A 20,313-nucleotide genomic window follows, 5' to 3' on the forward strand; every position below is an offset into this window, starting at 1 on the left:
GGCCTCATACAGCCGCAAGGAGACCTTATGATCAAACTTGATGAACAACAGCTCAACGAACTTCAGAAAGATCTGGATGCCGTACGCGATGAGGTATTGGCCGATCTTGGCGAGCGGGATGCCCGCTACATTCGCAAGATCGTACGCCTGCACCGCGCCCTTGAAGTCGGCGGCCGGGTGATGATGCCCTTCGGCTTTATTCCGCCGGTGTTTGTGGCGGCAACGGCCACCCTCGGCGTGGCCAAGATTCTGGAGAATATGGAAATCGGCCATAACGTGATGCATGGCCAGTACGACTGGATGAACGATCCCACCCTCAACTCGCAGACCTACGAGTGGGATACGGTGTGCACCAGTGAGTCCTGGCGCCGGACTCACAATTACGAGCACCACACCTACACCAACATCATCGGCAAAGACCGGGACTACGGTTATGCGGTGCTTCGCCTGAGTGACGACGAGCCCTGGAAGCCCTGGCACACGCTGCAGTTCATCAACTACATCCTTCTGAGTGTGTTCTTTCAGTGGGGCGTGGGTTTGCATGAACTGGAAACCGAGAAACTTCGCCGCCGGGAGATTTCCTGGCGCGAGAAGCTGCCGTTCCTGAAAGACTTTGTCCGTAAAGGCGGCCGCCAAGCGTTCAAGGATTATGTCTTCTTTCCATTACTGACTCTGCCGGTAGCCCCTATCGTGCTTGCCGGCAACGTTGGGGCCAACCTGATCCGGAACCTCTGGGCCTCAACGGTGATTTTCTGCGGCCACTTCACTCAGGATGCGGAGACCTTTACCGAACGGGAGTGCGAAGGTGAGAGCAAAGGCCACTGGTATCTGCGCCAGCTTACCGGCTCATCCAACTTCACCGGCGGCCGCTGGCTGCATATTCTGAGCGGTCACCTGAGCTACCAGGTTGAGCATCACGTATTTCCGGATCTGCCAGCGCACCGGTACCCGGAGATTTCCGAGCGGGTGCAGGAAATCTGTCGCAAGCATGGTATTCACTACAACACCGGTTCATTCCTGAGCCAGTACCAGACGGTACTGAAACGGGTATTGCACTATTCGTTACCGGAACGCCCGGCCAGAAGCTCGGTCAATGCCTGACCAGAGGCTTTCGGGCCGCTGGAGGCCAGCTGGCGCTCCGTTACCCGGTTGCGCCCGGCCTGCTTCGAGCTATAGAGAGCCTCGTCTGCGGCGGCAATCGCCTCATCCGGTTCAACCCGGCTACCGCTCGGTATCGTAGCCAGGCCGATACTGACAGTGACCGGGATGGCTTTTCCGTCCCAGGTAAATTTCATCTCACCCTCCACTTTTGACCGGAGGGTTTCTGCAAGATGGCGCGCGCCGTCAGCATCGGTATAGGGCAGAATAATCGCGAATTCCTCTCCCCCGTACCGTGTGACAATATCGGTTTCCCGCCGAACGATGGCGGTCAGCATGTCGGCCAACTGGCGCAGGCAGGCATCGCCGGCCAGGTGCCCGAAATCATCATTGAACGCCTTGAAGTGATCCACGTCGATCATGATCAGCGCCATCGGCCCCTGCCTGCGGGTTCGGGCCGTTTCTTCCGCCAGCCGGGTATCGAAGTAACGGCGATTGAAAACACCGGTCAGGCCGTCGGTGGAACTCAGCGCCTCCAGCTGACGATTCACCTGCTCCAGCTCGGAGGTTCGTTCCGCCACCCGGGATTCCAGCCGCTCGTTCATTTCCTGCTGCATACGCTGGGTCTTGAGGTTCATGTGGCGTAGACGGTCCGCCAGAGCAATGGACAGCAGGATGACCTCAAACGCCGAGCCGATCTGAATCCCGAATTCGGTCACGAAATTTGCCGGCACGACTCCGAAGGTTTTCAGGGTATAAAGCAGCATGCCAGACAACAGCGCTGTCCAGGCCACCATGAAATATCGGGCGGGACGAAACCGCCGGTACAAACACACGCCACCGGCTGCAATCACCAATGCTACCGCCACCGCAGCCACAAAGGTGTTCAGGCGGATAACCGGGCCATATTCGGGCGAGAGCAGGGCCGCCGCTCCGGCAACCACAAAAAACGCCATAAAGGCTTTGAACACCCGGTTCAGCAACGGCGCATTTTCCCAGAGCGCCAGGAATGACCGGGAAAAACCGAGCACACAGAACATCCCTGCGGCAATCAAAAAGGCCACTGCCCGATTGTTCCACCAGGGTAGTTCCGGCCACAGATGCTCGAAAGCCAGCCCGTTAAGCGTAAACTGCAGCGTGCCATAGGTCAGGATATAGGACACGTACCACAGGTAGTTGGTATCCCGGAACGAAATAAAGATGAGCAAATTGAAGATCACCATGGACACCAGCAGCCCATTGTAAAGCCCCAGCAGGAATCGCTCCTGATGGTCTGCCTGGGCAAACACATCGGAATGCCACAGCAGCATGCGCATCTGTACCGCACCGCTGGTTTTCACCCGGAAATACAGGTCCGCACTGTCGCCCGGCGGCAGCATCAACTCGAAGTTGATGTTGTGGTGGTCCCGGGGCCGCATGGTGAACGGCACCGAATCGCCGGAGATCTGTCGGGTAAAGCGCCCCTGCTCGGTAACGACAAACAGCTCCATTTCATCGATGATCGGATACAGGCCTTCAAGCACCCAGCGGTTGTTGGGGCTGGAGCGATTTTCAACGCGGGTGTGGAACCAGTATGCCGAATCGGTGAAACCGAAGTTATAGGCTTCGTCAGGGAGCTGTCCGGAGCCAATCTCAGGCCAGCGCTGAATCACATCGGAGATATTGAGGGAGGAGGAAACATCCTCGTAGTAGGTCAGATGCCGGGATATATCAAGCCGCCCGGCGCCCTCAGTGAGGACCACCGTTGCAGAATCCGATGCGCCATCGGCCTGTGTCGACACGGAGCACAGGGCCAGCGCCGCCAACAGCAGAAACTTGAACAAACCAAGCCCCTTTCAGGAGTTGTTATTATTGATGACCTCGGCCGATTGTAGCGCCGAAACAGGCACTGTGAGCGCTATATATGGATTATATTCGTAAGTTTTTGTACAGCGTCACGCGATCTGAAGCAGACGCAGCAGCTGTGGCCGATGATGGTCCTGAATCACGTCTGCCAGTGTGTATTTATCCAGCACATCCAGGAACGCCTTGAGCGCCTCGCCGAACATGGACTTCAGTCCGCACACTGGTGTGATCTTGCAGGCATTTTTGGAGGAGAAGCATTCCACGATACTGAGATCCTGCTCGGTCTCGCGCACCAGGATTCCGATATTGATATCCTGAGGTGCCATATGCAGCCTCATTCCGCCCTTCTTGCCACGGATGGTCTCGATGTAGCCTTTCTTGTTCAGTTGGTGAACCACCTTCATCAGGTGATTCTTGGAGATGTCGTAGCTGTCGGCAATTTCCTGAATGGTCGCCAGACGATCACCCTCTGCAGCCAGATAGATCAGCACTCTGAGTGAATAATCGGTGTAACGGGTGATGTGCATTCATAACTCCAAAATGACAAAAATCATCAATAGGATGGCCGGCTCAACATGTACCCGGCTACCCCCAACAAAAACAGCCCCGAGATAGCCAATACCACAACCGGCGACCCGAGCCAGACCAGCATGCTCCAACTCAACCCCATCATGGCAAACGCCATCAACTTGGCCTTGCGCGGAATGGCTCGCCGGGCGCGCCATTCTTCAATCGCCGGACCGAAAGTCGGGTGGTCTTCCAGCCACCGGGCAAATGCCGGGGAGCTCTTGCTGGCGAAAAAGGCCGCGAGGATAACAAAGGGGGTGGTTGGCAAAAGCGGCAAAACCACGCCTGCTGCTGCCAGTCCCACACTCATATACGCAAGAATCCGGAAACCGGTTTTGCCAGGTTGTGCGCCCATGGCGTGGGCCTCTTGACCGTTCATAACTGCATCTATTCTACCGTGATTCAGTGTACAGGTCTCCCCAGTTTACTGAGGAATGTCAGCCTGGCGACGTAAGCAATCTTTACCCCTACCGCAAAGAACAAGGTTCCCATATGGGCCGCAATCTGCGCAGGTAACGCCAGGGCTTCCGCCAATGGGTAGGCCAGTACCACCGTGATTAACAACCCCATAAACGACACCAACACCCCGGCGTTGGATATGACCAGCCATTTCTCAAAATGTTCCATAGCAACCCCATTAACATAGATACTTTATACATTTTTGATACTAGAGGCCGAGCGATCGAAAATCAACCAGCAACCACTGACTTTCTAAAAGCTTTGCCATCAAAGATTCCGGGAGACTACGCACTCCAGATTTTTTAATTGACATACCAGATGAATCAATAAAGAATCACTCATTAAGATTCATCTTAAATAAATCTTTTAGGAAGGAGATGAGACCATGAATCTGACAGAACAGCCAATCGGCCAGCTGGCGCGGGATATTCCGGGCGCCTCTGCGGTACTGCATTGCCATAAGCTGGACTTCTGCTGCGGAGGTAACACCTCTCTGGCAGACGCCGCTATCGCAAAGGGGCTGGACCCCGACGCTCTTGCCAGCCAACTGGATTCACTGAGAATCAGAATGGAAAAGAACATACCCGCTGAGAAAATCGGCAACGAGGATCTGATTGAACATATCCTCACCCGCTATCACGATGTTCACCGCGATCAACTGCCTGAGTTGATTCGTCTGGCGCAGAGAGTTGAGCGGGTTCACAGCCAGCATCCACGTTGCCCCAGCGGCCTGAGTGCCCACCTGGAGAACATGCAGGCCGAACTTGAAGCACACATGCAAAAGGAAGAACAGATCCTGTTTCCGATGATAGCGCGCGGAATCACCGGCATGGCCGCAGGGCCGGTATCGGTCATGCGCAGCGAGCATGACGATCACGGCAACGCGCTCGCCAGAATTCACGACCTCACCTTCAAACTGACCCTGCCCGAGGGCGCCTGCAATACATGGCGAGCCCTGTACTCCGGCCTGACCGAGCTGGAGAACGACCTGAAGCAACACATTCACCTGGAGAACAACGTGTTGTTCCATCGCGTGGACGGCCAACTGGGAGGTGCCCGCCATGGCTGAGTACCGGAAACTCTGGTGGGTTCTGATTGGCATCCTGGCAGTCACGTTTACCCTGCTCGGCTACTTTGGCCGGGAGGTCTACCGTGAAGCCCCGCCCATCCCAGATCAGGTGGTCTCCGCCAGCGGAAAACCCCTGATGACCGAGGACAGCATCCTCGACGGTCAGACGGCCTGGCAATCCATGGGCGGCATGCAGGTTGGCTCTATCTGGGGACACGGCGCCTATCAGGCTCCGGACTGGACTGCTGACTGGCTTCACCGGGAATTGGAGGCCTGGCTGCAAATCGCAGCGCAGGAGGAATTCGGCGCCGACTGGCACAGCCTCAATGGCCAACAACAGAATGCACTTCAGTATGATCTGAAAACCGAATACCGCACTAACAGCTATGACGATGCGACCGGCACCCTTCGGATTTCGGAACGCAGAGCCCGTGCCATTGCCGAGACCGCGGACTATTACAGCCGGCTGTTCAGCGATGCACCCGAGCTGCAGGCTACCCGTTCAAATTACGCCATGAAAGAGAACACCCTGCCCAGTGCGGAGCGACGGCAGCGGATGACCGAGTTCTTCTTCTGGACCGCCTGGGCTGCAGCCACCGAACGCCCGGGAAGCGATGTCACCTATACCAACAACTGGCCGCACGAACCCCTGATTGATAACAAGCCCAGTGGCGAAAACATCGTCTGGTCGGTGATCAGTGTCATTCTGCTCATTGCCGGTGTCGGTGGATTGATCTGGGCGTGGGCTTTCCTGCGCAAGCATGAAGAGGAGGAGCCGGCGGCACCATTGAAGGACCCAATCAGCGCTGTCGCACTCACCCCCTCACAAAAGGCTTTGGGAAAATACCTGTTACTGGTGGTCGGTTTGTTCACTTTCCAGGTCATGCTTGGCGGCTTCACTGCGCACTATACGGTGGAAGGCCAGGGTTTCTACGGTATCAATACATCAGAATGGCTGCCGTATTCTCTGGTCAGAACCTGGCATATCCAGGCCGCTCTGTTCTGGATTGCCACCGGCTTCCTGGCTGCCGGGTTGTTCCTGGCCCCTATCATCAACGGTGGCAAAGATCCAAAGTTCCAGAAACTGGGGGTCGATGTGCTGTTCTGGGCCCTTGTGGTGGTAGTTGCCGGTTCGTTCATCGGTAATTTCCTGGCGATTGCCCAGATTATGCCGCCAAACCTGAGTTTCTGGCTGGGCCACCAGGGCTATGAATTTGTTGACCTGGGCCGCCTGTGGCAGATCGGCAAATTCCTGGGCATTGTGTTCTGGCTGGTGTTAATGCTGAGAGGCATTGTTCCGGCGCTTCGCCAACCGGGAGACAAGAACCTGCTGGCCCTGCTGACCGCGTCGGTGGTGGCCATTGGCCTGTTCTACGGCGCAGGCTTCTTCTATGGAGAGCGAACCCACATTTCCGTCATGGAATACTGGCGCTGGTGGATTGTGCACCTGTGGGTGGAGGGCTTCTTTGAGGTCTTTGCCACTGCCGCGCTGGCCTTCATCTTCTGCAGCATGGGGCTGGTGTCTCGCACCGTGGCCACCTCCGCCAGTCTGGCCTCGGCGAGCCTGTTCATGCTCGGCGGTGTTCCCGGCACCTTCCATCACCTTTACTTCTCCGGCACCACCACGCCGGTTATGGCGGTGGGCGCCACCTTCAGTGCCCTGGAAGTGGTGCCGCTGGTTGTACTCGGTTACGAGGCCTGGGAAAACTGGCGGCTAAAAACCCGCGCTCCGTGGATGGAGAACATCCGCTGGCCGCTCATGTTCTTTGTCGCCGTGGCCTTCTGGAACATGCTGGGCGCCGGGGTGCTTGGCTTCATGATCAACCCGCCAATTGCGCTGTACTATATCCAGGGATTGAATACCACACCCACTCACGCCCATGCCGCACTGTTTGGTGTTTATGGCTTCCTGGCCCTGGGATTCTCGCTGCTGATACTGCGCTACATCCGTCCGCGCATCGTGTTTGACCAGCGGTTGATGAAGATCGGTTTCTGGTGGCTGAACATCGGCCTGGTCCTCATGCTGTTCACCAGCCTGCTGCCGGTCGGAATTATCCAGTTCCTTGCCAGCGCCAGTGAAGGACTCTGGTACGCCCGAAGTGAAGCCTTCCTGCAAAGCGACATACTGCAGACCCTGCGATGGATTCGCACCATTGGCGATGTGGTGTTTATTGTGGGAGCACTTGCGGTCACCTGGCAGGTGGTAAAAGGGATATTCTTCCCGGACCTGGTACCGCTGGAGAGCGCTTCAGAAACCGCCGTTACTGAACGCGCGTAGTCGGTTTCCAGCTGTGACAACGGGGCCCTGTGTGGCCCCGTTTTTCTTTCGGCAGGGGGATTACCCCCCGAGAGGTATCGGATTGAGTTGGGTTATCTGTGATACTTTGGCTATCCTTTAACCATATGATTCAAGACAGGGTAACCTGCCTATGCCGCATGCCAAGCTGACCGATCGATTTGGCCGCACCGTCAATTACGTACGCCTGTCGGTAACTGACCGCTGCGATTTCCGTTGCGTGTATTGCATGGCGGAAGACATGACCTTTCTGCCACGCCAACAGGTATTAACTCTTGAAGAGATCGCCCGGCTGGCACGGAACTTTGTTGCTCTGGGGACGGAGAAGATCCGGCTGACCGGCGGAGAGCCTCTGGTGCGCCGCGATATCCTCGAGCTGGTACGCGAAGTCGGCACTTATGGCCTCCGTGACTTCGCCATGACCACCAACGGCAGTCAGTTGCCCACCATGGCGGAATCATTGCGCAAGGCCGGTTTGCAGCGTCTCAATATCAGTCTGGATTCTCTGGACGCTGACAAATTCCGCGCCATTACCCGCACCGGTAATCTCAGCCAGGTTCTGGATGGCATTGATGCTGCCCGGGACGCCGGTTTCCGTGGTATCAAGTTGAATACGGTGGTGATGAAAGGCCGCAACGACGAGGAGATTCCGGAGCTGATTGAGTTTGCCCGTCAAAAGCAGGTGGACATCAGCTTTATCGAGGAGATGCCGCTCGGGGAGATTTCAGAGCATGACCGTGGTTTGGCGCTGTGCACCAGTGAGGAGGTGCGCAACACTATCCGCAGGCACCATGAGCTGATTCCGGCAACTGAGGATTCCGGTGGCCCCGCGCGTTATTTCCGGATGCCGGACAGCGAGGTTCGTGTCGGGTTCATTTCGCCGCATTCCCACAATTTCTGTTCGACCTGCAATCGGGTTCGGGTGACGGTGGAGGGGCGTCTGCTGCTGTGCCTGGGCAATGAGCATTCAGTGGATCTTCGCCGGGTGTTGCGGGGGCATCCGGTGACGGATGACAAGCTGCAGGAGGCGATCATCAGGGCCATGGACCTGAAGCCGGAGCGGCATCATTTTTCCAGCAATGGGGATGTGCAGATTCTTCGGTTTATGAATATGACTGGCGGCTGACCTGGCCTGCCAGCTTTGGAGTTGGAGCGGGTGAGGGTAGGTTTTCCAAAAAACGCTCCTTACGGCACTTCCCTGTGTCGCTTCTGCTCCGCCATCCCTGGCTCCGCAAATTTTTGGAAAACCTACCCTCACCCACTCTCTCAATCTTTGGAGATATAGTCTCTGAAGACCTGTAATTCGAGCATAAGACCTTGCGACCTTGTTTTTAGGGTAGCCACTTCAATGGCCCGCGCCATGGCTACTGTGATCATCAGCCATACCAGCTTCATCTGCATCGTGCATACCAGCCATATCATCCATCCCGCTCATATCGTGCATCGTCATACCATTATTCAGATGCTCCAGCGTGACGTCGGCAAACGCCAGTACGTTGCCGCCGTGCTCGGCCGCGAAGTCTGTGGCGTCGGTTTTGTTGGCGAACGAGGCCAGGGTTGGGCCCATGGCACCGTTGAGGTTTGAGCCAACAACGTAGAAGGCGTCGCGGGCGTCGATCAGGTGGGTGTCATCCGGGCTGTCCCAGTGGGTTTCGGCCATGTTGTGGACGTAGAGGGTGTGGTCCCGGTTTTCGTTTTCCGGCTGCAGGAACCAGGCGAACATGTCTTTGGTGGAGCAGAATTTCCGGATGTTCTGCTCTCGCTCGGTGAAGGCCTGGCCTTTTGGGCCCGGGAAGTTGGTGATGACCATGCCGCAGACGTGGCACTCGTCGCCGGATTCAAAGTGCACCGGGTCGGGTTTTTCAACGATTTCGGGTTCACTGCCGGAGCAGCCCGCCAGAAGGGTGGCGGCGAAGGCGGCGATGAGCCATTTGGTTGCTGGGTTTGCCATGTTTGTGTGTCTCCGGTCGGGATCAGATTCGTCGGTTTTTGAACAGTAACAGTGCGCCGGCCAGGGGTATGGCACACCACAGGATCAGGCCTAGCCAAAGGCCCGCAGCGCCGATAGGCAGGTCTGCACCCAGGCTGAGTACGCCACTGAGTTGACCGCTGTCGCCGAAGGCGACGATGTTGAGCAGGCGGTAGATGTCAGTGGGGTTTAGCATCAGCAGCCAGGGCAGCAGTTCGGGATTCAGTTTGCCTTCGCTGGCCACCAGGGTGCCCAGCAGCATGAGGTCGAAGATCAGTACAAAGAAGAACCAGATGGCCAGGGCCAGTCCGGCAGCGACCGGTTTCTCACTCACCCGTACGCTCACCAGGTAGGCCAGCGCGATAAAGCCCCAGCCCAGCAAAACGGTGGAGCCCACAAAACGCCCCATGGCCACCGCCAGGGCGGCGATGGCGACATCTTCCACCAACACGGCAATGGCAATACCAGCCACACCGAAGCCGATGATGGTAGCCAGCGCCAGGGTCAGGCCGTGGCCGAGGAATTTGCCCAACAGTAACTGGCTTTTACTGAGGGGGTAGGTCATCAGCAGTAACAGAGTGCCGCCCTCCTCTTCCCCCACGATGGCGTCGTAGGCCAACAACAGTGCAATCAGCGGGATCAGGAAGATCCCCAGGCTGGCCAGGCTGGCAATGGTCGCAGGTGTGGAGGCGTAGCCCACCTGCCCGGAGGCGGCGGCACCGAACCAGGCGATGCCCAGTGCCAGGGTGGCGAACACCAGGGAGATGGCAACCAGCCAGCGATTGCGGAAGCTGTCGCTCAGTTCCTTACGGGCGATGGTCCAGATGGCGTTCATTGGCTTCCTCCCCGGTGAGCCAGGCCACCCGAGCCGATAAAGTGCACGTAGATGTCTTCGAGGCTGGGCTGATGGATGCCCAGGTCTGCCACTTCGCCGGAGGCCATCAGGGTCTTGATCAGTTCCATTTTTTCCTGGGGTCTCACGTCTACCTGCAATCGTCCGTTTTCACTTTTCATCATCAATCCGGCACGCTGCTCGGCCTGGTCAATGGCTTTTTCCAACGCCGACAGACTAGTGGCAGGCTGCAGGGTCAGGGTGACCGGCATGTTCGCCTGTCGCCGCAGCGATGGCAGGTCTCCAGATGCTTTCAGGGCGCCTTCGGTCAGAATCGCGGCCCGATCAATGTACGGCTCAACACCTGGCAGTACATGGGAACAGAGCACAATGCCCGCTCCCTCATCCCTAAGCTGGCGCAACAGGCGGTATAGGTCCGCCGTGGCAACCGGGTCCAAGCCGACGGTGGGTTCATCCAGCATCAACAGCCTGGGCTTGCCGAGCAGGGCCTGAGCCAGGCCCAGACGCTGGCGCATGCCTTTGGAATAGGTTTTGGTGCGGGCGTCCATGGCGTCTCCCAGGCCAACTTGCTCCAACAGTTCGGGCACCTGCTTAAGCGGCGCGCCTTTGAGGCGGGCAAAGTGGCTGAGGATTTCACGGCCGGTCAACTGCGGGTAGAACATCACGTTCTCCGGCAGGTAGCCGATGTGCTGGGTTACCTGGGGATCGCCAGCCGCGCCTTCCAGCACGGAAACCTTGCCCTCGGTGGGCTGCATCAGGCCCAGGATAAGCTTGATCGAGGTGGTTTTACCCGCGCCGTTGTGGCCGAACAGGCCCAGAATTTCCCCCGGCTCCAGCCGAAGATCTACCCCGTGCAGCACCGTGGCCTTGTCGTAACGGTGACTGACGTTCTCCAGTCGAAAACAGTTCATCGGATCTCCGATTGCAGGTGGTCGGGAATTCGCATCAAGGGGTGGGGGTCACTCACTCCGGCAGACTTCACTACCGGGAAAGCATCCTGCACCCAACGCAGGGTATCCACCGCCGGGCTGAACATCAGTACCTTGGCCTCCGGATACTTCCACAGCAGCCGATCCACGTTGTCGTTCGGCTCATAAGGCACATCGCCGAGGCCGTCCTGATTTCGATCCCAGCCCAGGTAGTCACTCCAGTAGTTGCCTTTGCCATCCTCGGCCCAGAACTGGGTGCGAGTGGCCACGTACTTCACCTGGCGCTGGTTTTCCACAAAGGCATTGTTGAACACCTGGTTTTCCTCGGAACCCGCAGTGAGATGAATACCGATGTTGCTGTGGCCGAAATAATTGCCCTCGAAGGTGTTGTACAGCGAGTTGTAGATAAACACCGCTTTACCCTCGGCACCGGAAATCACCACCCCGGCGTTCTGGCCCTGGGACACCCCAGTGACCACGTTATTGCGCAACTCGGAGTTGGTGATGAAATTCATCAGAATGCCGTAGTTCTCGTCATTCTCGGAACGGTTATTGAATACCTTCAGGTACTTGCTCTGCATTAACGCATACCCGGTACGTGTGCCCCGAGTAACGTTGTTTTCCAGCAGGTTATGCATCGAATACATGTAATGAATGCCGTAACGGAGATCACTCATGACATTGCCGCGAATGGTATTTCGGTTCGCGGTCTCTATGTAAATGGCATCCCGGGTCTGGCTGATATCGTTATCTTCAATCAGCGCGCCCGTGGTATTGAACAGATGAATACCGTTGCCCCGATCCTGGGACCGCAGGCTGGTATCGCCGCGAATGTGATTTTCCCTTACGGTTACATCCGGTGTTGCATCCAGCCACACGCCGAACGCCGGCCCCTGCAGACGGTTGTTTTCCACTACCGCCCCCTGCGCCTCGCGAGCCACAAAGATTCCGGTATCCAGTTCGTTCAGGTCTTTGCCCCAATTGCGAACCTGGCAACCGGAAAACGTTATCCGCTCGGCCAGAATCTCAACCGCATTGCCCTGCCCGGCACCGTCAATCACTGTTTCCGGAGCGCAGGACACAGATACCCCGGGCACCCTGATAGCCAGTGAAGACAAGGTTTCCGGAGGAAGCTCGAACGACGAACCCGGGGCCAGGTTATCCAGCTCTTGCTGCAGGTCCGCGTTGGCGGAGAGCGCAAACAGAGCGACTGACAGGGCCACTCCATAACGCAATAGTTGATACATCAATAGATCTCGAGATAGTGATAAGCAACCAGGGGCCCCGAAAACGGGACCCCAAGTCAGGCAACTCTCTATCAGGCCTTTTCGACGAGCATCCGCCCGCCCATCTCCATGTGGAGGGCATGACAGAACCAGTTGCAGTAGTACCAGTAAACCCCTGGCTTACCCGCTGTAAACGTCACTGAAGACGTCTGTTGCGGACTGATCTCCATGCTCACGCCATGGTTCACCATACAGAAGCCGTGGGTCACATCCTCAACCATATCCAGGTTGGTGACATAAACCGTGACTTCATCGCCTTCCTTCACCTTGAACTCGGTCATGCCGTACTGCGGCGCGACGGAGGTCATGTAAACACGCACCTTCTTGCCGTCACGGATGATTTTGTTGTCGGATTCCAGGGTGACACCGTCTTCGGCCGCCTGGGCCCGGGCACTGGCAAAGTAAGGGTCGTCACGATCATAGATCTTTTTGGTCTTGATCTGATCACGGCGCACCAGGATACAGTCGTGCGGCTCAGCGAAGGTCGGGCCGTCGTGAACAAGCTTCATTTCCTCACCGGAAATATCGATCAGCTGGTCATTCTCCGGGTGCAGAGGGCCAACCGGCAGGAAGCGGTCTTTCGAGAACTTGGAAAGAACCACCAGCCATTTGCCGTCGGCATCGCGGGACTCAGTCAGAGACGCATGGTTGTGGCCCGGCTGGTAATGCACATCCAACTTCTGGCGGATGTAGTTCACCTTCTCGCCATTATAGTGTTTGATGGCATCGGCAATGTTCCATTTACAGACCTGGCTGTCGATAAACAGCGTGGTGTAAGCGTTGCCACGGCCATCGAAGGTAGTATGCAGGGGCCCAAGACCCAGCTCCGGCTCGGCCACGATGGTATCGCGCAGTTCGATCTTGTCGTCGAACAGATCGTCCAGCTTGTCGATGGCAATCACGGATGCGGTTGGCGACAGCTTGCCGTTGGCAATGAAGTATTTGCCATCCGGAGACGTGTTCAGGCCGTGCGGGTTCTTCGGCACCGGAATATAGCGGGTGAACTCGGATTTGCCACGGCCATCTACGACCGGCACCTTGGAGTCACCAATAGTCTTGAAATTGCCAGCCTTCACCGCCGCTGCGATACGCTCTACGTTAAATACCACCACCCAATCGCGGTCGTTACGCATGGTGCCAGCAAGGTCTACTGCGCGCTCTGAGTTGTAGCAGGTAGAAGCAGCATACTTGCCGGTGTAGTCGGCATCGGTGTTATCCAGGTTGCCATCAACAATCACCTGCCAGGCTACTTCCATGGTTTCCGCGTCTATGGCGTTAAACATGGTATAGCTCTGATCCAGGCTGAACTCACTGCCATCGTTGGGCTGAGGAATTACGAACTCGGCGTTACAGAACACGTAATTGGTCTTTGGCACTTTCTGCAAACGCAGACCGTGGATAGCCTGAACGTTAGGAATGTGGGTGATCTTGTCCGTCTTCATGATGTCCAGACGGATACGGGCAACCCGGGTGTTGGCCTTGTCGTTGATGAACAGGTACTTGCCATCGTAACGACCGTCGGTCATGGAAATGTGCGGGTGGTGGCAGTCACCGTTCAGGTACTCGTTATCATGGCCCAGCACATCTTTACTTTCGTTGGTGATGCCCCAGCCAGTGGCGGAGTCAATGTTGAATACAGGAATACGCATCAGCTCACGCATGGACGGTACGCCCAGAACACGAACCTCGCCCTGGTGACCACCGCTCCAGAAGCCGTAGTACTCGTCCAGCTCACCGGGGCCCACGTGTACCTTGTTACGGGCTTCTTCGGCGGCGGCTGCCCAGGCTTCCCGCGACATGACCGAGGTGCCCAGACCGGTCGCACCAGCGACACCGGCCAGCGCAGCCGCACCCATAAAGCGACGACGGCTCAGACCACCTTCGGAAACCTCCGGCGTGTCCTTGGTCAGATCATCTCTTTTTTTCATAGCATCCAACTCCGTTATTGGTTATGGCGGTTATTGCTTCTCATGGCTTTCCGGGGCCTTATGGCTGGCTCCTCGGGACTACTCAGTTCACCTGCACCACCGGAATTTCCTCAGGGTGGCCGGGTGCGTTGTGACCACGGCGCTTGCCACGGCGCTTCACGATCAGCGGCGGGCACTTGTGGTCATCGAAATAGGTCATCTGACAATCCAGGCAGTAGTGACATTCCATGTAGTTGATGTGTCCATCCGGATGGATCGCCTGGACTTCACATTCCTTGTCGCAGAGACGGCAGGGGTTACCGCATTCCTTGCGACGCTTGAGCCAGTCAAACACTCGCAGTTTGGTGGGCAATGCCAGGGCGGCACCCAGCGGGCACAGGTAGCGGCAGTACACCTTGCGGGTGAAGATATTGACCACCAGCAACAGCACAGCGTAGGTCACGAATGGCCAGGTGCGGTCAAAGTGCAGGGTAATGGCGGTCTTGAACGGCTCCACTTCCGCCATGCGCTCGGCGGTGGCCATGGATTCCAGGGAGATACCAAACAGCACCAGTAGAATGATGTACTTGATAGCCCAAAGGCGCTCGTGCCAGGCAAAAGGCACGGTGTACTGGGGCACCTTGAGTTTGCGGGCGATTTCATTGATCAGTTCCTGCAGAGCGCCGAACGGGCACAGCCAGCCGCAATACACTGCCCGCCCCCAGAGCAGGACGATGCCGGCCACCACGGCCCAGAGCACGAACATGATCGGATCGATCAGGAAGGTTTCCCATTTGAAACCGCTGATCAGGCTGTTCACAAACGTCAGCACGTTAACGATGGAAAGCTGACCCAGGGCATACCAGCCAATGAAGAACAGCGTGTAAACCAGGAAGCCGTGGCGAATCCAGCGCATCATTTTCGGCTTCTGTACCAGCCAGTCCTGGAAGAACAGGATGAACAGCAGCACGGCGATACCAAGACCCAACACGGTGATCTGGAACTGTTTCTGGTACCACACCTGAATCCACAGCGGCTGGTTTTCAAGCCACTCTTCGTCGCTCAGAACCGGTTCCGGGCGGGTGTAGTACTGGTCTGGCAACTGGTACTCCAGGGGGAACACCTGGAATTCACTGTCCAGCGGGCCGGTCTGGCGCTTGACAGTCAGCTCCAGCGTCCAGGGCGTGCCAGGATCGAAGTTGTACTGCTGGCGCACGATAAAGATCGCCATTTCCGAAAACTCAGGCATACCCTCACCGTAAACATCGCTGAGCCGATGGAAATCGAGATCCCGGAAGTTGAAGGTGTCGCCAAACTGGCGGATCTGCACCCGGTCAAAAATGCCGCCCCGTACGTAGCCGGAACCTTTAAAGGAGTATTCACCGTTGGCCATCACCGCGATGGCATGTTCCCCGTCCTGGAGTTCAGACATCAGCCACTGGTATTGATTTTCACCCAGAAGGTTGCGACCGATGGTCGGCGCATCCAGATAGGCAGCGTAGAGCTCGATCAGGATGTCATCGCGTTCGCCCGCGTCTGCAGTTTCGATGCCCTCGGCAGGGGTTCCTACAAAAGAGTCGTCGACCTGCCCTTTGGTCAACACCAGGCGGCGAATGGAACCGTCACCGGTCAACTCCTGCCAGGACTTTTCCTGAAACTGTTCCGCGTTCACATTGGCCATGGGCGGCCGGTTGCTTTTGCCACCTTCAATCAACCCAATCTCGACACCCACCCGGTGGGCAGTGCGCATAATGACTTCGTTAATAACCATCACGGTGACCGTAGCGCCGGACAAGCCATCCACCGCCACCTTGCGTTCGGTAGACGTGCCCCCAACGGTCACCCGCTGGTCGGCTTTCAGACCCGTGTACTGGTCAGTGAACTCATGCATCTTGCTTTCGGGGATACCCACCAGCAGGATGGGTTCATCGTGATGTATGACTTTAGCGGCACGAATTTCTCCGGCGGTATCGAGTACCACCATGGCATTCAGGGGTTTGCCGGAATAGGCGGGGGTCTGGACAAAGTCCAGGGACTGGTAGGCGTAGCCTATAAGCTCCTCACCGGAATACACCTGCTGGATGGCACGGTTGCCCTCCATCGGCTGGAGTTCTGTCGCTTTCGGAAAGGCTTTTTCGATAAGCTGGCGTCCGGCCGGAGGGCTGTATTCCGATAACGGCTGGGCCCAGCTCAGCGGAGCCGCAAGTATCATCAAGATGGATAGGACACAACGGAGGACGTTTCTCACTACAACTCCCAATACCCCATGAATTACATCAAGGGTCGTTCAATTTTGAGGAAAATCAAATACCTCTTTGAGGATAGTCCTCGGCCCACCAGAGGCGCCTTGAGTTCAGTCAAGGCTAATGGCGTGGCCGGCTTTATTGAGGGGAAGGTAGTTACCCAGATGCCCCATGCGGATGCTTTCCACCATCATCGTCAGGGGTTGCTGAGCTTCATCACTGGAAGGAGCATGGCCGCCACGGCCCGACATGGCCGCGACAAAGACCATGTCCCAGTCCTGGCCTGTCGCGCGGGATTCCTCCGCCAACACATCGAAATAAGGAACCTCATCGGGGGTTTTGTCGACACAGATAACCGGCGTCAGTGCGCCACCCTCGCCGCGCTCAAAAGCAGCCCGTTCTGCCGCACTGGCGTCGTCTGGCAATTCGGCTTTGCAAAAAACGAACAGAAAGCGCTGGGGCTCCGGTTCTTTCCGGCTGGCCTGAACAAGATCCTGGTAACTGCTGATCATCACTATCCCCTGGTGTTCAAGGCGGTCAAAAAAGCCGGGCCCGGAGGCCCGGAGAGGCTATTGGCTGATAGCGATCAGCCGCTGAGGGTCGGAAATAAAGAGCTTGCTGCGATTCACTCTGATCAAACCATTTGACTTGAGATCTGCCAGTATTCTGGAGAAAGTCTCGGGCTGCATGGCCAGGCGTGAAGCCACCAGGCATTTGGGCAACGGCAACTCGACTTCGCCACCTTCTTCCGCGCCGTTCGGCAGCAAGTCAATGAGGTAACGAATCAAACGGTCCCGGGCATTCTGGACGGTCATGATCTCAAGATCGTGGAATCTGGACACCGCACGCATGGCGTAGTGGCTCAGGGCCGCCTGGGCATACTCGGGATTCCGATCCAGCAATTCCCGATAAGCTTTAACCGGGATCATGAGCACTTCGCTGGACTTCAGGGCCTCCGCGTAGCAGGCATACTTGGGCGGATTGGCGTAAATCATGACTTCAGCAAAACAGTCTCCGGGTGCAATACTGTCCAGGGTTCGGTCTACGCCGGAGGAATCGAGGCGATACAGACGCAGGCGACCAGAAATCACAAAGAAGAAGTGATGAGCCGGCATATCCTGACGGTACAGCAGCTGGTGGTGACCGAGTCTGAGCCGGCGTGATTGCTGGATCAGACTATCGAGGTCTTTCGGACGCAGATTGCAGAACAGGGCATGGCTGCGAAGCGCTTCCAGGCTGTCTTCTTCATCAAGTGGTTTGTTGATGGCGACAAGCACCGGCTTGGTATATCGCTGTTCCGCAGTTTGTGTCATGGCCATGGTTGTACCCTCTCTGCATATTCATGCATTCAAAATCTTATTTTAAATACTAGAAGGATACTGATGAAAAATCGCTCCCCCGATGGGGGTATCCTTGCGGTTATTCCTGGGTAATTGACTTAGCTCAATTATTCGCTTTACTAACCAAGCAGTCACTGCATCAAGGGTGAATCCGGCAGCTCCAGATCGACGCCCTCCACACCGGTTTCCGCAGCCAACACCTGGAGATATTGCCGGAATGCCCGGCGGGTCACGCTTTCGCTCAGGTACTGGCGAATCTGGGGTTTTACATGTTCATAAGGCAGCAGTTCGCCGTTGATTCGCTGGTCTACTCGAACGATGTGCCAGCCATAGCGGCTTTCGATCAGCTCGGGATGGAGGCCTTCGTTCAGGCTCAGGACCGGGCGTTCGAATTCTTCGACGGTCTGGCCTTTGCTGATCTGGCCGAGGCTGCCGCCCTGGTGCCGGGATTCGCAGGCGGAATACTGTTTAGCCAATTCGTTGAACTGCGAGCGGCCGTCCAGGAGGGCAGACAGCAGCTGTCGGCCAGCTTCTTCCTGACGCATGCGCTCTTCAATATCATCCGGAGCGGCAGCCAGCAATATGTGGCTAACGGCCATGATGGTAGGGCTGCAGAAGCGGCCGGGATTGGCGGCGTAGAAGCGTTCGCAGTCCTGTTCGCTCGGGTCTGGCACTTTGAGCTCGAGTTCCAGCACCCGGGCTATCCGGTCTTCTTCGTCTTCGATGCTGTCCAGGTTCAGGCGGCTGGCCTGTTGCAGTAACAGTTCACGGATGGCAAGACTTCTGGCAGCTTCGTGCCAGGCTTCTGCCAGCTCTTCCGAGGGGTGGTGCTGCATTTCCCGGGCAATGTCGTCTTCGTGGATGAGAGTCTCACCCACATAGACCGGCGGGAACTGGTTTCTGGGTTTGCCGGCTTCGCCGGTTGGGATCAGTTGCATGGTGCGACTCTCCGTCAATCAGTTTGCCAGCCACCCTCCCGGAAAGAGAGGGTGGCTGTATCCGTTCAGGCGCGCTTGCGAACCACCTGGTACTTCCGCCCGAAATACTCCACTGGCACGCTAAGCATGTGCACCAGTCGGGTGAACGGGAAGAGTACGAAGATGGTCAGGCCCAGGAAGATGTGGGTCTTGTAGATCCAGTGCACGTCGGCAATGTAGGCGGCGATGCCAGATCCTTCCAGGGTGAACACGCCCTGGGCCCAGGCGGAGAACTTGAGCATGGTGCTGCCGTCGAGGTGGCCCATGGTGGGCAGGATGGTGAGCATACCGAGGACCAACTGAACCACCAGAATGATGATGATCATGTTGTCAGCGAAGGTGCTGCTGGCCTGAACCCGCGGGTCGGTCATACGACGCCAGGCGAGCATGCCGCCACCGATGATGGCCATGACGCCGGCGATACCGCCCACCAGGATCGCCATCACCTGTTTCTGGCCCGGAGTGATGATCCACTCGTAGGCCCAGTGCGGAGTAAGCAGGCCCACCAGGTGGCCGAAGAAGATCACCAGTACGCCGACGTGGAACAGCACGCTGGCCATCACCATGTTTTTCTTGCGCAGCATCTGGCTGGAATGGGCTTTCCAGGTGAACTGGCCATGGTCATAACGCGCCCAGGTACCGACAAACAGTACCAGCAGGGCGATGTAGGGATAGATTCCGAACAAGAGTGTGTTGATATAGGACATTGTCTTTTCCTCCTGCGCCTCAGGCGCGCCCTGCCGGACGGGGCGTTGCGTCCGTCATCAGCTGATCACTCAGGTGAATGGTCTGGGTCTGTTCCAGTTCGCGGCGGCGCTGTCCAACCACGCCACCGGTGCCACAGGAGCTGCCCTGGTCATCCACAAATTTCACCATTTCCTCTTCCCAGACCTTGTCCAGTGCTTCGGGGGTGTCGTCGCGCTCTTCCGAGGCAACGAGCTGCGCCAGTTCCTGGCGGTCGGCCTTGCGTCCAGACAGCACCAGCAGGGAATCCATCGCAACGTGGTAGAGGCTTTCACGCTGGTACAGGCGCTCTCCAAGCAACCCCAGAATGTGGTGAATATCTTCCAGCCAGTTGCGGATTTCCTCCCACGGCCGGGTGGAAAGGTATTCCAGAAACAGCGGCAGGTAATCCGGCAGTTCCCTGGCATCAATTTCCAGGCCGTTGGCCCGGTATTGCTCCATCAGGTCCACCATGGCCTGGCCGCGGTCGCGGGATTCGCCGTGCACGTGTTCGAACAGCAGCAGGGAGGTGGCCCGGCCCCGGTCGAAGGTGCCCACGTAGGCTTCCTGAAGATCCATCAGGTCACCATCGCAAAGGCGATCAATACAGGTCAGCAGTTGTTCCTTGTTTTGCCGCGGCAGCCGGCTGTCCTCCAGGACAGCGGCGACCAGGGCGTCTTTGGATTGCTGCAGTTCTTCGGTGGGGTACTCCAGTACCCGCGCCAGTACTTTCAAAAGTTGCATCGCGGCCT

At 57.1% G+C, this 20,313-nt stretch carries 19 protein-coding genes; 4 read left to right on the top strand and 15 right to left on the bottom strand.

What is annotated here, in order from left to right; genetic code table 11:
• The first annotated feature begins 27 nt into the window (after positions 1-27).
• Positions 28-1,101 (top strand): fatty acid desaturase family protein, encoded by a 1,074-nt coding sequence (locus C7436_RS08290; RefSeq protein WP_121207418.1) that lies wholly within the window; start codon positions 28-30, stop codon positions 1,099-1,101.
• On the opposite strand, the gene C7436_RS08295 is transcribed toward C7436_RS08290, so the two are convergent.
• The 4 genes from C7436_RS08295 to C7436_RS08310 form a co-directional block, all read right to left on the bottom strand.
• Entirely contained in the window at positions 1,056-2,921 is a 1,866-nt protein-coding gene (locus C7436_RS08295) for a sensor domain-containing diguanylate cyclase (protein ID WP_121207420.1), read from the bottom strand. The two genes, C7436_RS08290 and C7436_RS08295, sit on opposite strands and share 46 nt — an antisense overlap.
• 111 nt (positions 2,922-3,032) lie before the next feature.
• A complete protein-coding gene (locus C7436_RS08300) occupies positions 3,033-3,470 on the bottom strand; it encodes an RrF2 family transcriptional regulator (protein ID WP_121207422.1) in 438 nt (145 codons plus the stop codon).
• A 26-nt stretch (positions 3,471-3,496) separates the two neighbouring features.
• Positions 3,497-3,889, bottom strand: coding sequence for a YbaN family protein (locus C7436_RS08305; protein ID WP_224849464.1), 393 nt, complete (start codon positions 3,887-3,889; stop codon positions 3,497-3,499).
• Between the two features lie 23 nt (positions 3,890-3,912).
• The gene (locus C7436_RS08310) at positions 3,913-4,137 is read right to left on the bottom strand and encodes a hypothetical protein (RefSeq protein ID WP_121207423.1); all 225 of its coding nucleotides are present in this window, start codon (positions 4,135-4,137) and stop codon (positions 3,913-3,915) included.
• A gap of 217 nt (positions 4,138-4,354) precedes the next feature.
• Here C7436_RS08310 and ytfE point away from each other — a divergent pair, with 217 nt between their 5' ends.
• The 3 genes from ytfE to moaA all read left to right on the top strand — a co-directional run bounded on the left by ytfE (position 4,355) and on the right by moaA (position 8,460).
• Positions 4,355-5,038, top strand: a complete 684-nt coding sequence (ytfE, locus tag C7436_RS08315) for an iron-sulfur cluster repair protein YtfE (RefSeq protein ID WP_121207425.1) — start codon at positions 4,355-4,357, stop codon at positions 5,036-5,038.
• Positions 5,031-7,316 (top strand): nitric-oxide reductase large subunit, encoded by a 2,286-nt coding sequence (locus C7436_RS08320; protein ID WP_121207427.1) that lies wholly within the window; start codon positions 5,031-5,033, stop codon positions 7,314-7,316. The genes ytfE and C7436_RS08320 overlap by 8 nt, the downstream gene beginning before the upstream one ends.
• A 151-nt stretch (positions 7,317-7,467) precedes the next feature.
• On the top strand, positions 7,468-8,460 hold the full coding sequence (gene moaA / locus C7436_RS08325; protein ID WP_121207428.1) for a GTP 3',8-cyclase MoaA: 993 nt from the start codon (positions 7,468-7,470) through the stop codon (positions 8,458-8,460).
• Between the two features lie 219 nt (positions 8,461-8,679).
• Here moaA and C7436_RS08330 read toward each other — a convergent pair whose 3' ends face one another.
• From C7436_RS08330 to narJ, 11 genes are all read right to left on the bottom strand, one after another.
• Entirely contained in the window at positions 8,680-9,285 is a 606-nt protein-coding gene (locus tag C7436_RS08330; RefSeq protein WP_121207430.1) for a nitrous oxide reductase accessory protein NosL, read from the bottom strand.
• 22 nt (positions 9,286-9,307) lie between these two features.
• A complete protein-coding gene (locus C7436_RS08335) occupies positions 9,308-10,138 on the bottom strand; it encodes an ABC transporter permease (RefSeq protein ID WP_022990862.1) in 831 nt (276 codons plus the stop codon).
• On the bottom strand, positions 10,135-11,067 hold the full coding sequence (locus C7436_RS08340; RefSeq protein WP_121207431.1) for an ABC transporter ATP-binding protein: 933 nt from the start codon (positions 11,065-11,067) through the stop codon (positions 10,135-10,137). The genes C7436_RS08335 and C7436_RS08340 overlap by 4 nt, the downstream gene beginning before the upstream one ends.
• The gene (locus tag C7436_RS08345; protein WP_121207433.1) at positions 11,064-12,332 is read right to left on the bottom strand and encodes a nitrous oxide reductase family maturation protein NosD; all 1,269 of its coding nucleotides are present in this window, start codon (positions 12,330-12,332) and stop codon (positions 11,064-11,066) included. Before C7436_RS08345 ends, C7436_RS08340 begins: the two co-directional genes overlap by 4 nt.
• Positions 12,333-12,403: 71 nt before the next feature.
• On the bottom strand, positions 12,404-14,299 hold the full coding sequence (gene nosZ, locus C7436_RS08350) for a TAT-dependent nitrous-oxide reductase (RefSeq protein ID WP_121207435.1): 1,896 nt from the start codon (positions 14,297-14,299) through the stop codon (positions 12,404-12,406).
• An 82-nt stretch (positions 14,300-14,381) separates the two neighbouring features.
• Entirely contained in the window at positions 14,382-16,490 is a 2,109-nt protein-coding gene (nosR, locus tag C7436_RS08355) for a transcriptional regulator NosR (RefSeq protein ID WP_121207436.1), read from the bottom strand.
• 141 nt (positions 16,491-16,631) lie between these two features.
• Positions 16,632-17,033: a hypothetical protein gene (locus C7436_RS08360; RefSeq protein ID WP_011786522.1), complete on the bottom strand. Its 402-nt coding sequence runs from the start codon at positions 17,031-17,033 to the stop codon at positions 16,632-16,634.
• 57 nt (positions 17,034-17,090) lie between these two features.
• A complete protein-coding gene (locus C7436_RS08365; protein ID WP_121207438.1) occupies positions 17,091-17,840 on the bottom strand; it encodes a Crp/Fnr family transcriptional regulator in 750 nt (249 codons plus the stop codon).
• Positions 17,841-17,992: 152 nt separating this feature from the next.
• On the bottom strand, positions 17,993-18,799 hold the full coding sequence (locus C7436_RS08370; protein ID WP_121207440.1) for a peptidylprolyl isomerase: 807 nt from the start codon (positions 18,797-18,799) through the stop codon (positions 17,993-17,995).
• Between the two features lie 65 nt (positions 18,800-18,864).
• The gene (gene narI / locus C7436_RS08375; RefSeq protein WP_014422452.1) at positions 18,865-19,545 is read right to left on the bottom strand and encodes a respiratory nitrate reductase subunit gamma; all 681 of its coding nucleotides are present in this window, start codon (positions 19,543-19,545) and stop codon (positions 18,865-18,867) included.
• Positions 19,546-19,564: 19 nt separating this feature from the next.
• Entirely contained in the window at positions 19,565-20,305 is a 741-nt protein-coding gene (gene narJ, locus C7436_RS08380; RefSeq protein WP_023008578.1) for a nitrate reductase molybdenum cofactor assembly chaperone, read from the bottom strand.
• Positions 20,306-20,313 lie beyond the last annotated feature (8 nt).

Origin of the sequence: Marinobacter nauticus (assembly GCF_003634635.1) — a bacterium.
Lineage (GTDB): Bacteria > Pseudomonadota > Gammaproteobacteria > Pseudomonadales > Oleiphilaceae > Marinobacter > Marinobacter nauticus.